Source organism: Segetibacter koreensis DSM 18137 (assembly GCF_000374045.1).
Lineage (GTDB): Bacteria > Bacteroidota > Bacteroidia > Chitinophagales > Chitinophagaceae > Segetibacter > Segetibacter koreensis.
On sequence record NZ_KB893359.1, the window covers coordinates 282555 to 298160 of the forward strand.

Genomic DNA, 15606 nt, shown 5'->3' on the forward strand with positions numbered 1-15606 from the left:
GTGGTAAGAAAAATGTCGTTCGGATTATCTACAAATATATTTTCGGGCCTATATTTTTTTTTCCCGCTTCGGGGGTGCTATCTAAGATAATATGAGAGAATAAAAGAGTATATTGATTCCATAAGCTTACCTCCTGCTGTAATAAGGACAGCGACTTTCCGCCCACAATTTCCATTTCGTCAATATCCTCCGTAGCACGTATCCATAAAGTTCCAGTCTTATCTTCAATACCATGCTGTCGAGTATCCGCCAACAATCGACCTTTTGAATCTTCAAAAACACAAGCAAGGTCATCACTACCTAAAGATGTTAAATCATTCGAGTCAGAGTGATAAACAGTAAACGTATAACCATCATACTTATTTAATCCATCCCCTCTGGTAAACCATATAATCCTCTTTTTATCCTGAAAAATACCGCTAACAAAACCCTCTGCCAGTCCTTTATCATGGGTAATGCGTTCAAAATATAATTGATGGTTATTTTGAGCGTAGGTAGTAAATATTAATAATTTAAAGAAAATTGGTATAGTGCTGATTAGTGTTGTTAAAGCTCTTTTCAATGGTAATGCAGTGGTTATTATCATATGAAAATAAACTGGATGATTACAATCGTTTTATAATTTTAAATTACTAATAATAATGGCTTGTAATAGGAGTTAGACTAAAATTATTCGTGCTATTGTGAGCATGTAGTTATAAAGGTAACATGTAATCGTAAAACTTAAACGGCGAGTTCAATCTTTTCAATTACCTGTGTGGTAATTAAATAACTTCTATACACGTGTGATTACCTAAATGAATTTTTTATCCAGACGAAACTCCTAATACCATTTAAATTGGTTTTATGTCACTAGTAGAACCAGGAGTGTTTAATTACAATACTAATAGGAGATGGATGAATAACAAGAAAGAAACACGCTGTATTGTGCAATGACTTTATCCAAAAGCCGCCGATGAACTACAAATCACCGGCAAGTTGTTGACATCTGCCAAAGTATACAGCGCAATGTTGATTACATACCTTGATTCCGTTGCCTAAAGAAATATCCTTACTAAGCAAAAGCAATGCTTTAAGAGCTATCCAAGGCCCTTTGCCGCTCATCCGTTTCTTTTACCTGTCATCATCGTTCCCTTGCATTTTTGTTAATTGTAACGTACTTTTCTTGATAATAGATTTTCTCCTCCGAAAACTTAAGAATCTCTCTGCTAATTTCCTCAACCGTAAAACTTACTGCTATGAAAGGTGAGTTATGCAAAGGAACACTCCTTTTTACGTTTGCCGGTTTTTTTGTATCTATCTCGTTTTCGCAAATTGCTATAAAGGGAACTGTTACCGACTCTATTGGTAAGCCTATTCAACAGGCCAATGTTCTTTTGGTAAAAAATGTCGACTCCTCTCTTGTTAAAGGAACCATTACCGATAATAAGGGACAATTTTTACTGGAAAAAGTCAGGGAAGGAAAATACCTGCTTTCTTACAGCTTTTCGGGCTATAAACAACTATTTAGCGAACCTTTTACTGTAAGCAATTCTTCCAGAAACGTAGACGTAAAAAACATAAGTTTATCACGTGATCCGTTACAATTAAAAAAAGTTACGGTAACTGTAAAAAAACAACTGTTTGAACAAAAGATTGACCGAATGGTCATTAATGTGGCAGGCAGCATAACCTCTGCCGGAAGTACTGCTTTGGATGTACTTGAACGATCTCCCGGGGTGATTGTAGATAGAAATAATAACGGCTTGTCTATTAATGGAAAGACCGGTGTCGTAGTAATGATTAACGGCAAGATTAATTATATGCCTCTGAATGCAGTAGTGCAAATGCTGGCAGGCATGAGCGCGGATAACATAGAAAAAATAGAGATCATTACAACCCCTCCGGCAAATTTAGATGCAGAAGGAAATGCGGGTTATATAAATATCCTTTTAAAAAGCAATCCTAATTACGGAACAAATGGTTCCTTTTCGTTAAGTGCAGGTTATGGCAATAAAGACAACAGCTCCGCAGATATAAATATAAATCACAGAAAAGGAAAATTAAACCTGTATGGCAATTACTCTTTTACAAGAATTCACCAATTGCAGGTTTTTAGTTTTTACAGGAAAGTTATTAACGGGTCAAAGACTATAGAAACGAGTTCTACCAGTAATCGGGATCCTGTGAGATATGTGCATAACGTGCGCTTTGGTATTGACTATCAACTTTCTAAAAAGACAATTGTGGGTGGAATATTTGCCGGGTACAATAATAGGTGGACGATGGATGCAATGAACGATGTTTCAGTAGTTGTAAACAATAAAACGGACACACTTTTAAGAATTGATAATAGTGAGATTAATCAATGGACAAATCTGATGGGAAACATAAATGTGCAGCGTACACTAAAAGGTGATTCAAAGATAACTGCGGATCTTGATTATGTATATTACAAGGATAACAACCCGACCAATTATTTAAACTCCTACTTCAACGGCAGCGGTAATTTTTTATATAATGAGAATACTAAATCAACTAAGATAACACCCATACACATAGGTGCGGCAAAGGTTGACTACACCGGAAAGATTGGTAAAAAAGTGGATGTAGAAACAGGTGCTAAATTCTCAATTTCTGAGTTTACCAACGACGTTGGAGTAGCCAAAATGGAACAAGATAACTGGAAATACGATGATACGTTAACAGCAAGATACAAGCTTAAAGAAAACATATCAGCAGCATATGCTTCGGTTAATATTGCCGTTAATGACAAAACATCTATTAAAGGTGGATTACGATACGAATACACAACATCAAACCTGGGAACAGCAACTGTGAAAAATATTGTTGACCGCAAGTATGGAAGACTTTTTCCTACACTGTATTTTTCTAGAAAAATAAATGATAAACATTCTTTTAACCTCGCATATAACAGGCGCATAACAAGACCATCATTTAATGACCTTGCGCCGTTTGTTATTTTTGTAGACCCCAATACATTTATATCCGGCAATCCTGCTTTACAACCCTCAACAAGTGACGTCGTAAAAGCTGACTACATGTATAAGAGCTATATTTTTTCCATTAGTTATACTTACGAGAAAGAGCCGATTGCAAGCTTTCAGACAAAGGTTAATCCTAAAAACAATAAACAATATATTTCAGCCGAAAACCTGATTAACACCAAAACGATTAGCCTTAACCTGACTTTGCCCATTACCTGTACAAAATGGTGGAGTATGCAAAACAATATCAGCGGGCAATGGCAAAAGATCAGGGGAACTTACGACAATTCACTTCTTGAAGTAGAGCAAAAAAGCGCAGAGATTTTCTCTCAACAAAACTTCACGTTCCCAAAAGGTTTTTCCTCTGAGCTTTCCGGATTTTATACTACTGGCGGACTTTTTGGACGAGCTATTTACAAATCAGTTTATTCTGTAAATTTTGGACTGCAGAAGAAACTAGGTGATAAAGCAGGCACACTTCGGTTCGGTATTGATAACGTTTTCAACTCTTTAAAGTTTCGCAGCTACCAGGATTTTCCCCAACACAACCTTGTCTCAAGATTGAACTTACAGTTTAATAACCGCCTGTTCAAATTGACATATACAAAGAAGTTTGGAAATAATGTTTTAAAAAGCCAAAGGGAAAGAGGCACCGGCTCAGAAGAAGAAAGAAAAAGGGTGCAGTAAAAAGAAATTGCTATCAGGTTCTACAATGACGACGTCAACTTTAATGTAAAAACTGGAACAGGAGTCTGGTTAATAAATGTGTCACTAATAGCAGAAAATGCAAGCGCTGATTAAGCTTTTGGCATTTTACGAGCAATTATAGTTATGCAGCATAAAGGCAGTAACTTTTTTTAATTTACTGCCTTTAATGTAGCTCAGTGTCCTACTTCAATAATTTAAAATTTATTAAAAGAGACTCTTTTCTTTATAACTTATTTTTAGTATCAAAAACCCTTTTCTAAACCAACTTATCTGCTGTTATTGGCAATTCTCTTATTCTCTTTCCAGTGGCGTGATATACTGCATTAGCTATTGCAGCAGCAATGCCAACTATTCCTATTTCACCTAAACCTTTTGCGCCAATAGGCGTAAGAATATCATCTGATTTATTGATAAAATTTACTTCAATATCCGGAATGTCTGCATGTACAGGCACGTGATAATCAGCTAAGTCTTTAATCATCCACCGTCCATAACGGTGATCTATCACAGACTCTTCCATGATGGCCATACCAATGCCCCAGGTAACCGAACCATACACCTGGTTACGGGCAGTTTTCATATTCATGATTTTACCAGCATCAATTGTAGATACAACCCTGTTTACTTTTAGCTGTTTCGTGAGAGCATGAACACCGACTTCTACAAACGTGGCATTGTAAGAATAGCTGCTATATTTAGATGATGCCTCTTCGCCTTTTGATTCTATGGTTATATCAATGTTAGGCACGTTTTGTTGCCGCAAAACATCTGTATAAGAAATATTGATTTTGCCATCTTTTGTTTTAATCTTCCCTTCCTCAAACACAAAATCAGCCGTAGGCGTTTGCTGCAGCGAAGGCTCACTCTTTTTCAAATACTCAACTATTTTTTTCTTTACCGCCATACACACATCATTTACTGCTGAGCCAACGGAGGTGGTAGTAAGTGAGCCGAACTGGCCAACAGCAGGCGGAAAGCGTGACTCGCCCAACTCAAATTTTATTTTTTCTATGGCAATACCTGTAGCGTCTGCAGCTATCTGGTTCATAATGGTAGCAGTGCCTACACCCACATCTGCAGTAGCGCTTTGTATCAGCAAAGTGCCATCACTATTCAACACTGCTCTTGCCGAGGAAGGCGCACGCCACGCACCGTATATACCCGAACTCATGCCCATACCTATCAGCCAATCGCCTTTACTCATAGAGCGCGGTTCGGCACTGCGCTTATTCCAACCGAATTGTGCAGCACCAGTCTCATAACATTCATTCAAGAACTTCGTGCTCCACGGCTGTTTGGTGTCAGGATTTTGGGTCGCATAATTTCTTTTGCGCAGCTCCAGCGGGTCTATTTTTAAAGTGTAGGCTAACTCGTCCAAAGCCGATTCTAAGGCAAAAGAGCCTGGAGCTTCACCTGGTGCACGCGTCCAGCAGGGCGTGCTTACATCCAATGGAACAAGTCGATATTTCGTACTTACATTATCACAGTTGTATAGGGCCTGGGTGAGGCTGGTCATATTAGCTATAAACTGCTCGTAGGTAGAAGTATTACCGTACGCTTCGTGATGAATAGCAGTAAGCTTTCCGTCTTTATCTGCACCTAACTTTACTTTTTGAACAGATACCGGGCGATAGCCCACCATGTTAAATAGCTGGTCACGGCTGAATATTACCTTAAGCGGTCTGCCAATTTTTTTTGCTCCAATAGTAGCTGCCATTTCATGAGGCCATATACGTGACGCAGATCCAAATGCACCACCTACAAAATGAGAGATGATATGAACATTTTCTTTTTGCAGGTTCCATGCTTTTGCAATATCTGCCTGGGCAATAGGTGAAGATTGCGTTTTATTATAAACCGTTATTTTGTCATTTCCTTCCCAAATTGCAATAGCAGCATGTGGTTCCATAGGATTGTGCACTTGCAATTGGGTACGGTATTGCTGTTCCAATTTATAAGTTGAATTATCGAAAGCGCTCTCACTACCCCGACTGTAATTAGGTTCTTCTTTGGGAACAACGGCATGATCAAGATTTGCCTCTATATCGGTTTGATGTGGCTCTTTTATATATTGCACTTTTACTAACGACGCTGCATATCGTGCCCGTTCAAATGTATCTGCAATAGCTAATGCTACCGGCTGACCACTATATAAAATGACATCATTATAAAACACACGTAGTTCTCTGCCGTCTGTTCTTGGGTCGCTGCTTTCTTTTCCTGCGTGATAGCCGGGAGGTTTTGGCGCGTTCAAATGGGTAATAACGGCAATAACACCTGGTGATTTTTCGGCAGCAGATATATCAATGCTTTTGATACGTCCGCGAGCAATAGTGCTTGATGCAAGCACACCAAAAGCTAAGTGAGGAATTACGTGGTCAGCCGCATACTTAGCAGCACCTGTTACCTTTAGCTTACCATCTACACGGCTTAGAGGCTGTCCTGACATTTTGGTAGTGTCACCCATACTTTGATGCTTAAAATTGTAAATGTTTGTAAAGAGAGATAAGAATACAGCAGAGATTTACAACATGAGCACTGCAAGTATTCATTCTTAACAACCAGTGATAACTCATCACACTTTCTTTAATCCCAATGCTACAGTTAATGCCTGTACAATGGAGTTACAACCAGCTTCAACTTAAATTGATTGTACTTAAACGACCACCATAACAGCTTGTTTTTGTGCCGTAATATGAGGATACCGTAAAATTAACCATTGCTACACTACTAAGATATAAAAATGGAATTAAAAAGCCTGAGGAATTAATTGCGTTGAGTTAAAATTTAGTTTCAAGATATTTTAACGTAGGCATATTACAGAAGCCACTCGCTTTTCAAAAAATACGGTTACCAATATTAGGATAAAGCTTCAGCTAACCGAATTTTCACCCTCGCGGTTTCATATTATTTGATATAATTTGGAGGCGTAAACATGAAAGAGCCGGTAAAACATCCATTTTACCGGCTTTTTTACTCTTTTTATTGATTATCAGCGGAGCGAGAGGGAACAGAACCCATTTTCTAAAACTATATATCTTAATCAGTTATATTGCCTTTTTTATTCGAACTCTTGAATTTCTCATGAAACCTTGTCTTTAAATAGCACTCTGAAAATAGCATATAATACAATAAAATTTGATAAGTGAGTTATTTTATTAACGATTATGTGTTGAATATTTAAGGAGCATTCATTTCCTGCTACTACCGAGGAGAATCCATACCGACATCTTGCGTCGTTTCATCATTAGCTGCTTTTCATCTAACAAATAGGAACTCTTCCAGATACCAATATCTTAAACCGAATAAACAACTTTAAAGCCCCCACGTAGCTTCCCATTATGGCGGCTGCCCGGGCGACAGTTGATCATTAGTTTTCAATTGGACTTTATACCTTTGACCTGGCGGCAGGAATGCTACTTCCGCGACAGCGCAAACACACGAACGTTAGCGGTGATTGTAAACGCCACACCGTCTATGTTTGACAAACAAAATGTTGATTTCTATCAATCACAATTAAATTGTGAATGTTTCCAATTCCATCTGATAAATAAATGGAAGCTCAAACAAATATTACATCACAATCTAAAGCAGCACGGCTTGCAGGACTGCTGTATCTGGTTGCTATGGCTACTGGTCTCTTCGCTGAGTTTTATGTACACTTTCCTTCCACCCTTGTTGTAAGCGGAGACGCTGCAAAAACAGCCGCTAACATCATTGCGAAGGAGCGACTCTATCGCATAGGTATTGCCAATAACATAATCACCTTTGCTATTAATGTAGTACTTATCTGGGCGCTTTATGTATTACTCAAACCGGTAAACCAAAAGCTCGCCTTGCTTGCTGTATTCTTCCGACTAGTAGAGACGACACTTGCCTGCACAGCCATTTTAAACTCTTTTGTCGCGATGCAGTTCGTGACTGATGCTGATCGCCTGAAAGCATTTGATCCAAATCAAATACAAGCACTGTCGCTCATGCATTCTATGTATGCTTTAACTTTTGTTATTGTTGCGATATTTTTAGGCTTTGGGTCGACGATATTTAACTTTCTTCTGTTGAAGTCAAGATACATACCTAAAGTACTGGCAGTTTGGGGCATATTTGCTTCTTTGCTATTGCTAATAAGTCAACTTGCAATCATTGTCTTTCCGGAGGTCGAGAAAGCAATTATACCTGCCAGTTACGGCCCTATTGCGCTTGATGAAATTGCTCTTGGTTTTTGGCTTTTGTTTAAAGGAGCCAGCATTCCTCAAATGGTACAGGGGTGAGGTTGCTTACTCGATTGTGCGTTGTTAAGTTGTTTCCTCATATCCTAATTTCCACCCTTTTATAAGAAGCCAGAACATGAAAATGATTTCTCCATAAAAGGTATAAGCTGCAAAGTCAATATTAGTATTGGGAAACAAAAACGGTTTAAAAGTGGTCAGTGAGTATCCTAGACCAGTGATAATTAGTAACACGCCAAAAACGGTGGGTATATAAGAAGATTTAATTACCAAAAAACCAAGCACTATAAGATGTAAACTAAAAAAGACCAGTCCAAAGTACCATTGTGATTTAAAGGCATTTAGGTAATTAGCAACTTGCATATGGAGACTCTGATTATCTAAAGTGAATGCTGTTGAACCATACACAATGCGATAAACACTTACAAGGTTTAATAAGGCAACTAACGCAACAACCGTGTAAACTATGCGAAACAAAGCCGTAAGTAGAGATACTTCCGCATTAACCGGCTTTAATAACACGTATAATGACCATGCAACAACAACGTCAAGAATGAATGTAGCCAAGTATCTCAGGATGCAGATCGTGAACAAGTTTCTATGTCTTGAAAGAGTTTCAACCGTTTCGGCTAAACTGCCAAGAACAATTAGTTTCGGATAAGCATACATTTCAGCTATCGGAGCAGCAACTACCATAATGAGCAGGCAAAATCCAGATATTAACGCAGCAGTTTTTAAGGAAACTTGATTTAATTGAGTTACTGTCATAAGCTGTTAACATTTAGTCTTGAGGTCAGTTGTAACGATTCTGACTAACGTAAAGAAGTGGTTGTAGTTATGTAGTTACGATTCCCAGTTCTTCACTAATAATTTCAAATTTATCATTTTGCTTCTTGATCTTTTTTACTAAACCCATTTTTCTTTTCTCGTCAAGGAAAAGTGAAGTCCTGCGCTATGTCCCCGCTATCTCACATCAACTGCCGTTTCCTGAGAAGCCAAAAAGATCCACTTGCCTTTTCTTTTTTGAAAGGTATAAGTACCGGCCACTTTCCCCGTAATTTCGTTTCCATCATTTCCAACTCGTGTAGTTTTGTGCACACCGCTCAAAATGGCCAGGTCGCGGGATTGAAAAATAACGGGTTCAAGAACGTCATTTGCCAGGATGTTTTCCAAGCATTCTATCTATCGCCTGTAGTGTAGTAACTATTTTTTTAGCGTCACTTGTATCAACTATCCTTTGCGAGCCGCTTGTCGTAATATCGCTCTTACGTAGAAACTTTCCTTGTAAGTTACTATATCTAAAATCTTCAGACAAACGGTTAATGAAAAACGCTTTTGAATCTCTTTTGTATTCCTCCAACATCTCTTTGAGAGTGGCTTTCGTGAATGTCTTTTGCGCTAAACCCACGAAACCAATAGTTAACAAGGCAAGAGAAATTATATATTTTTTCATTGCTTTTTGCGTTACGTCGCCGCGTTTGGTTAAGGTGAGAAATTAAAATCGCCGCCAACATTGAACGGCTTGCTGCTGTGCTGGTATTTTATGATTGTCAGCCTGGCGATGCAAATAGTTGGTGGTGTTGTACCTTCTTCGCACACTGTAAACAAAGATTTATTGTCTTACACATAGCTTTTGCCTTCTAAATTCATTACTCACGGGTTCATATACTTTTTTGTCGTACCAAATTTTTTAAATTCTATATTATAGTTTAATGCTCGTCACCTTTATAAATCCACATTGGCTGGGTTTGTCCTGCCCGAACAAAACCAACTTTGTTGTAAAACCCAATTGCCTTTCCATCTGCTGTCAGCATCTGCATATGAAAATGTCCATATTTTTCTTGCATTTTTTCTACTATCATTTGTCCAATCCCTTTGCCTTGATATTCAGGTTGAACAAGTAAATGAGGATAATAAACAACTTAATGTCCGTCTGAAATTGCATTGCCAATGCCAACTAATTTTTCATTGTGCCACGCAGAATACAATGAGTGAGAATTGGTCAATGCGTTGTACAATTCAGTTGGCTTGTCGGCAGAACTCCATTTGTTAGCCCTATATAAATTAACGATGTCGTCAAGTTGAATATTCCGTCTGTCTGAAATTGTAATTGTCATAATGAAGAGTCGTTTAAACTTACCGCCAACCTTTTTGCGCTTGGCGTTCGTGCGGGATTTCGAAGCCCAAACTGTCAAGCCAGCGCTAAAGTTGATTTGAAAAACTGAACTTGAATGTAACCACTTCACCCCCAATGACGCCGAAACGCATGTTAGCGGTTCGGGCTTCTTTTCTTAGAACTTCATTTTTTCTTATTGATGTCCTTTTTGTAATTCTTTACCATTTTTCCGAATTCCTTATCTTTTTTCCGTCTTTCAACAACCGAAGATTCAAAATGAGCTTTCTCTCTTTCTAATTTCAGGTAATTTTCATATGAAGCCCGGTCTATTTCTCCCTTTTCAACGGCTTCAATAACAGCACAACCTATCTCATTGGTGTGAGTACAATCTTTGAACTTACAATTTTGAGAAAGCCTGGTTATCTTATTAAATGTAATTTCTAATCCGCTTGTTGAATCGGCAATACCTACTTCTCTCATTCCTGGATTATCAACTAATATTCCTCCATTTTCAAGAATAATTAGTTCTCTATGACTTGTAACGTGTTTCCCTTTATTTGTACTCTGGCTAATTGTATCAGTTCGCATTATAGATTTTCCGGAAAGATTATTTAATAGAGTGGATTTTCCAACACCTGAAGAACCAAGCATACAATATGTTTTACCTTTTTCAATAATCGCTTTTATTTTGTCGTACCCATCTTGTGATTCGTTACTTATTGCAATAATCGGAACATTCTTAATTCGAGCTTTTATTTTCTCCAATATCTCAAAAGTCCGATGTTCATCAATTAAATCAATTTTAGTAAGCACTATAATGGGACTAACCTTCGATGAATTACAAATTGTCAGATATCTTTCAAGTCTATTAATATTAAAATCCCTATCAGCGGCTTGCACCAATAATGCATAATCAATATTTGTTGCTATTATTTGTTTCTCTCCGAATTTATCAACGTCCTGCCTGGAAATAAAAGAGGATCTCGGTAATATGCTGTGAATAATGGAAAAATCTGAATCATGAATTGTTATTGCAACCCAATCGCCAACGGCTGGAAAATCTTCACGACTTTTTGATGAAAATCGTAAATTCCCTGTTATCTCGGCTTCAAATTCTCCTTTCTCAGTCTTTACAATATATCTTTCTTTATGTTCTGATATCACTCTTCCAATCTCAAACTCTTTAAGGTTATTCTCATTCCTTAATTTTTCAAGTTTATCATTATATCCTAAATCTTCTAATGTCATTTCAATATAGAATTAATTAGCTTATTCAATACTCACGGTCATTTTTTAGCCTGACCGCTAACGCTCCTATTACGGCAATTCCATTAAAAAAAGCTGCTGATAATCAATACACTTCTTCTGCCTTTTTTAAATAGCTATCCCGGAAAGGCTATTTACTTAAAGCATTCATAGAGTTCTTTTACAAATTTTTCGGGTTCATCGATACGGGGATCATGGCCGCTTCCTTCAAAAATCACCAGTTTTTTCTGAGGCGCTTTTAGCAGGTTAAAATATTCTTCTACAATAGATAGGGGTGCTATATAATCAGTTCTGCCATGAAAAAGATAAATCGGAACAGAAATCTCAGGCAGTTGCTTTATAAAATTTGTTTTTGTGAGGTCGGAGTTCCAAATGGCTGTCAGAGACTGATTAATACCTTTATTGTATAGTAATTTTTCACGTAAGGTGTATTCAGGAGCTAATAATAGCAGCATTGCAACGTGTATAAACTTGTTTTTGTTGTAATACACCCCGCCCTGTTGCATCAGTATTTTTCGCTCAGTAGTTAACCCTTTTGCACCATTTGCATATAATCCGTCATGCGGCGGGCCAATTCTTTTCAGTACTTTAACCGATCTTACATCATTGTTTTTTGTTGCCTGCTCTAAAGCAAAGTTGTATGACATTAGCTCAGCACGGGCAAAGTCAACCAACTGCGCTATTGAGATGATTGCTTTAATATCTGCCGGAATTAATTGTGCCAAATCCAAGCCGAGTACCGTTCCCCAGGAATGTGTAACCAGGTAAATTTTGTCTTTATTAAAGTGGTGTTTCAAATATTGAATTAATGCTGCACCATCTGCAGTTATTTGTTTATGGGTAAAGTTGGGAACTTGCTTTGAATACGACTTGCCGCAACCTCGTTGATCCCAGGTAACAAGGGTAAAATTTGCCTCCAATGAATTACTCAATGCCCTTACCTCGTGCATTTCTGCTATTCCTGGCCCGCCGTGAATAAACAGTATAATCGGATTTGCTATATCCTTTCCCCGGATAAGAATGTATTGTTCAAAATTTCCAACACTAATGGCCCTCAACTCGGCGATCGAATTTGGAAATTTTTGTTTATCTATCTTTTCCGTGCTTGCCGCTCCGAAGATGGACTTCACTAAAGAGATAATCATTTTTGAATTTTTATAAGATTCAAAATGTGTTGTTTCAAAACAGATGAAATGACAGCCGTTAACGTTCAGGTATTGCGGAAGTGCAGGAAGTAGAATTCCGTCCAACCCGGCTAACTGATGCTGAGTAAAGATAAAAAAGGTAACGATACCACATAGGTCAATAGACAAAGTCAAGCTTGATATGTAGCTGAACAGGGTTACTGCACTTGAAAGACGGCTTCCGTCAGCCTGCATTTTGGCAAGACTCCATGTAACCTTTTAAGAACTGTTGAGGCAGTTAAAAAAATAGTCTTTTTAAAAACGATACACTAACTTTTAATTTCATTATAAACTCAACAGTATGAATAAAATTAAAACAAATTTGGTAGGCCATACCATTTTTATTGGTATGGATATTCATAAAACCGGTTGGAACCTTGGCATTATTTAAATGACATATTTATCAAAAATGTGCATGAGAAACCAAACGCTTCTGTTTATAGCTGTTTACTTAAAACAAAACTTTCCCGGTGTCGAACTTTTGTCTTTAAAGGCATGGCTACAACAACATGGCATTACTCATGTTGGCCTAGAAAGCACGGGTGTCTATTGGAAACCCGTGCTCTATGTTTTAGGTGAAGTATTCCCTATCATACTTGCTAAAGCCAGGCACATCAAATATGTTCCGGGCAGAAAAACTCTTATCTCCGCTCCCAGTTTTATCAACTCTGTTCGCATGCGGGAACTAAAAAAGCTCAGGTTGCTATTGCACATAAAATACCAATTGCCTGTTGGTATATTTTACAATGTAAACTCCTATATAAAGACTTTGGCGACCTCACTTAACTCGCCGATCCTTGCATGTGCTACTCCAGTGGAGGGAACTCTTTTAAAAATCAGAATAAAGTGACTTGTTCTTGATAACTATCCTTACTATTTCTATTCCTTTCAGGGTTCGTACTGCTGATGCAAAACTACCAAATCCTATCAAGTCTATACTCTCCTCTTTATAAATCTATCGCCTTGACGCTATCCTAATTTGTCATAAATAGGGCAATCCAATTTGGCGAATGGCTTTAATCAGGGGCTCACTGCGCATATTTATTAGGGTCAAAAAAGCAGCTTTCAACTGTCTTCATCAACACGGTTAAGGTCTCCGGTTGGTTCATAAAAGGTGGCGGGTATGATTTTAAAAGGAATCTCACTTTCTGTTATATCATTTGAAGTATAACCTGAAGTTGAGGATGATGACCAACCGTCACCGTTTGGGTTTAATTCGGTGGTGGTTCCTCCACCGGCAAGCCGAACTATAATACCCGAGGTTTGAGAATATGAGAATTTAAGTAAAACGGCGTAAATTTTTTAAGCATTGTAGGGACGAATTAGATTATCCCATTTTAACGCCGACATTACTATTTTAGTATATACTGTTGATCTTTTTTTTATACATTTTAAAACAATTGGCTATGCCTCATATGCAGTTCGTGTTCCTCAGTACAGATATTTGCAGTCTGGCTTACTTCAGATATAGCATTGCTGCTGTCACCCTTGCCACTTGTTAAGGCTTTGGGTAATTAATCCCGTTCATAAGAGACTTTCACTCTTTGACTTCTCATTTCTAAGAACTATATTTACCATCCAGGGCACACCTAGTGTGTTTATAAAATTGTGGCTGGACGTTAAGCATTCGACTTGAAATTGTCTCGTCCTGAAATAGGTTGTCTGTAAAACGACCTAAAAATGGAGCTGAAAGATCAGATTATTCAGGAGTATTTAAACACCCGTTGTGGCTACCGAAAGCTGCAGGAAAAGTATGGTGTAAGCAGAACAACGATTTGTAATTGGGTACAGGTATATCAAGGCGTTCACAATTTGCCTAAGACCAATTTGCAGCAGAAGCATTACATTAGTCCGATGAAGAGAAAGCAGAGAGAAGCCGATGCAAATCATGCAGCCTTGCTTGATAAAATAGCTTCTCTTGAAAAGCAACTAAAACACCAGGAACTGCGCGCCGAAGTATTAGATAAGCTCATAGATGTGGCAGAAAAACAGCTTGAAATTTCAATCAGAAAAAAGCCTGGTACCCAGCAGTCCTCGAAGTAAAAAAGGTAAAGCCAAATTATAGTCTGCAAGCAATTTGCCGACTGTTGGGATTTTCTGTTCAGGCATATCATAAGAAACAAAAAAGAACATTACAGCACCTATCTGAGGAGCAGATAATAATTGCTCAAATTGATGTTATAAGAAAGCATCAGCCGCGTTGTGGAGGTCGCAAGTTGTATATAATGCTGCAGCCGTTTTTAAAGCAGCATTGCATAGTTATGGGAAGAGATAAATTCTTCTTATTGCTACAAAAAAACAAGCTGCTGGTACGTAAGACAAAACGCAGTGTATACACCACCGACAGCAAGCACTTCTTTTACCGATATCCCAATATGGTAAAGGATTTCACGCCATTAAAGGCACATGAACTTTGGGTAGCCGACATCACTTATATACCTCTTAAAAACCGCTTTGCTTACCTCTTTCTTATTACCGATGCCTACTCAAGAAAAATAGTAGGTCATTATGTAAGCGATGATATGAAAGTAAGCAGCGCAATCATTGCTTTAAAAAAAGCTTTAGATCAAAAACCTGCAGACAGAATAGTAATACATCACAGCGATAGGGGCATGCAATATTGCAGTAAAGCTTATGTACAATTACTGCACGATCATTATGCACATATAAGCATGACACAAAACGGAGACCCATATGAAAATGCGATAGCAGAAAGAGTAAATGGCATCTTAAAATCTGAACTTCTAAGCCCCTGTTACGACACCATTGATCAGGCCGCGGCTCATATTAACCGATCCATCCTTATCTATAATTATAAACGAAGACATAGCAGTCTTAACTGGCAAATACCAGGCAATGTGCACAAGCAACAAGGCCCACAAATAAAGCGATGGAAAAACTATTATCAACCCCTAAAAAAGAAGGAGGTAAGTATGCAGGAACCATAACAGGCCAACGCAAAAAAACATTAGCTATAGCTTTGGGAGCAACCGCAAATGTTTTTTGCCACCGCACAACAGTCACCAAAAACTAAACCTATTTCAGGATGTATTATCTTAGACAACCAATAGCAGGATTTACACCCTAAAAGAGACAACTTTTTTCAGGACGGGTCA

The 15606-nt window shown here is 38.0% G+C and carries 13 protein-coding genes and 1 pseudogene; 5 read left to right on the forward strand and 9 right to left on the reverse strand.

Annotated elements, in window-relative coordinates:
* Positions 1-28: 28 nt before the first annotated feature.
* A complete protein-coding gene (locus B154_RS0122550) occupies positions 29-562 on the reverse strand; it encodes a hypothetical protein (protein ID WP_157580919.1) in 534 nt (177 codons plus the stop codon).
* Between the two features lie 676 nt (positions 563-1238).
* Between B154_RS0122550 and B154_RS0122560 the strand changes: the two genes are divergently transcribed.
* Entirely contained in the window at positions 1239-3674 is a 2436-nt protein-coding gene (locus B154_RS0122560; RefSeq protein WP_018616633.1) for a TonB-dependent receptor, read from the forward strand.
* A 277-nt stretch (positions 3675-3951) separates the two neighbouring features.
* On the opposite strand, the gene B154_RS0122565 is transcribed toward B154_RS0122560, so the two are convergent.
* Positions 3952-6162: a xanthine dehydrogenase family protein molybdopterin-binding subunit gene (locus B154_RS0122565; RefSeq protein WP_018616634.1), complete on the reverse strand. Its 2211-nt coding sequence runs from the start codon at positions 6160-6162 to the stop codon at positions 3952-3954.
* A gap of 1087 nt (positions 6163-7249) precedes the next feature.
* Between B154_RS0122565 and B154_RS0122570 the strand changes: the two genes are divergently transcribed.
* Positions 7250-7966 (forward strand): DUF4386 domain-containing protein, encoded by a 717-nt coding sequence (locus B154_RS0122570; protein WP_018616635.1) that lies wholly within the window; start codon positions 7250-7252, stop codon positions 7964-7966.
* Positions 7967-7990: 24 nt separating this feature from the next.
* Here the strand turns inward: B154_RS0122570 and B154_RS0122575 are convergent, their stop codons facing one another.
* The 7 genes and pseudogenes from B154_RS0122575 to B154_RS0122605 all read right to left on the reverse strand — a co-directional run bounded on the left by B154_RS0122575 (position 7991) and on the right by B154_RS0122605 (position 12451).
* Complete coding sequence (locus B154_RS0122575) at positions 7991-8692, reverse strand: DUF4386 domain-containing protein (RefSeq protein WP_018616636.1); 702 nt, start codon at positions 8690-8692, stop codon at positions 7991-7993.
* A 195-nt stretch (positions 8693-8887) separates the two neighbouring features.
* Complete coding sequence (locus B154_RS0122585; protein WP_018616637.1) at positions 8888-9097, reverse strand: hypothetical protein; 210 nt, start codon at positions 9095-9097, stop codon at positions 8888-8890.
* A complete protein-coding gene (locus B154_RS0122590) occupies positions 9075-9377 on the reverse strand; it encodes a hypothetical protein (RefSeq protein WP_018616638.1) in 303 nt (100 codons plus the stop codon). The genes B154_RS0122585 and B154_RS0122590 overlap by 23 nt, the downstream gene beginning before the upstream one ends.
* A gap of 256 nt (positions 9378-9633) precedes the next feature.
* Positions 9634-9825 (reverse strand): annotated as a pseudogene (locus B154_RS33185) (GNAT family N-acetyltransferase); the annotation flags it as partial.
* Positions 9826-9846: 21 nt separating this feature from the next.
* Positions 9847-10041, reverse strand: coding sequence for a hypothetical protein (locus B154_RS33190; protein ID WP_018616640.1), 195 nt, complete (start codon positions 10039-10041; stop codon positions 9847-9849).
* A gap of 182 nt (positions 10042-10223) precedes the next feature.
* Positions 10224-11288, reverse strand: a complete 1065-nt coding sequence (gene rsgA, locus B154_RS0122600; RefSeq protein ID WP_018616641.1) for a ribosome small subunit-dependent GTPase A — start codon at positions 11286-11288, stop codon at positions 10224-10226.
* Between the two features lie 152 nt (positions 11289-11440).
* On the reverse strand, positions 11441-12451 hold the full coding sequence (locus B154_RS0122605) for an alpha/beta fold hydrolase (protein WP_169337691.1): 1011 nt from the start codon (positions 12449-12451) through the stop codon (positions 11441-11443).
* Positions 12452-12905: 454 nt separating this feature from the next.
* Here B154_RS0122605 and B154_RS0122615 point away from each other — a divergent pair, with 454 nt between their 5' ends.
* The 3 genes from B154_RS0122615 (at position 12906) to B154_RS0122625 (ending at position 15438) form a co-directional block, all read left to right on the forward strand.
* The gene (locus B154_RS0122615; protein WP_018616644.1) at positions 12906-13340 is read left to right on the forward strand and encodes a hypothetical protein; all 435 of its coding nucleotides are present in this window, start codon (positions 12906-12908) and stop codon (positions 13338-13340) included.
* 830 nt (positions 13341-14170) lie between these two features.
* Positions 14171-14533: a hypothetical protein gene (locus tag B154_RS29545; RefSeq protein ID WP_018615758.1), complete on the forward strand. Its 363-nt coding sequence runs from the start codon at positions 14171-14173 to the stop codon at positions 14531-14533.
* Between the two features lie 44 nt (positions 14534-14577).
* Entirely contained in the window at positions 14578-15438 is an 861-nt protein-coding gene (locus B154_RS0122625; RefSeq protein WP_018615759.1) for an IS3 family transposase, read from the forward strand.
* Positions 15439-15606: the final 168 nt, after the last annotated feature.

Excerpts from the sequence above, each read along its gene's own strand:
- B154_RS0122560 (WP_018616633.1), top strand. The coding sequence starts at position 1,239 with ATGAAAGGTGAGTTATGCAAAGGAACACTCCTTTTTACGTTTGCCGGT.
- B154_RS0122565 (WP_018616634.1), bottom strand. The coding sequence starts at position 6,162 with ATGGGTGACACTACCAAAATGTCAGGACAGCCTCTAAGCCGTGTAGAT.
- B154_RS0122570 (WP_018616635.1), top strand. The coding sequence starts at position 7,250 with ATGGAAGCTCAAACAAATATTACATCACAATCTAAAGCAGCACGGCTT.
- B154_RS0122575 (WP_018616636.1), bottom strand. The coding sequence starts at position 8,692 with ATGACAGTAACTCAATTAAATCAAGTTTCCTTAAAAACTGCTGCGTTA.
- B154_RS0122590 (WP_018616638.1), bottom strand. The coding sequence starts at position 9,377 with ATGAAAAAATATATAATTTCTCTTGCCTTGTTAACTATTGGTTTCGTG.
- B154_RS33190 (WP_018616640.1), bottom strand. The coding sequence starts at position 10,041 with ATGACAATTACAATTTCAGACAGACGGAATATTCAACTTGACGACATC.
- rsgA (WP_018616641.1), bottom strand. The coding sequence starts at position 11,288 with ATGACATTAGAAGATTTAGGATATAATGATAAACTTGAAAAATTAAGG.
- B154_RS0122605 (WP_169337691.1), bottom strand. The coding sequence starts at position 12,451 with ATGATTATCTCTTTAGTGAAGTCCATCTTCGGAGCGGCAAGCACGGAA.
- B154_RS0122615 (WP_018616644.1), top strand. The coding sequence starts at position 12,906 with ATGAGAAACCAAACGCTTCTGTTTATAGCTGTTTACTTAAAACAAAAC.
- B154_RS29545 (WP_018615758.1), top strand. The coding sequence starts at position 14,171 with ATGGAGCTGAAAGATCAGATTATTCAGGAGTATTTAAACACCCGTTGT.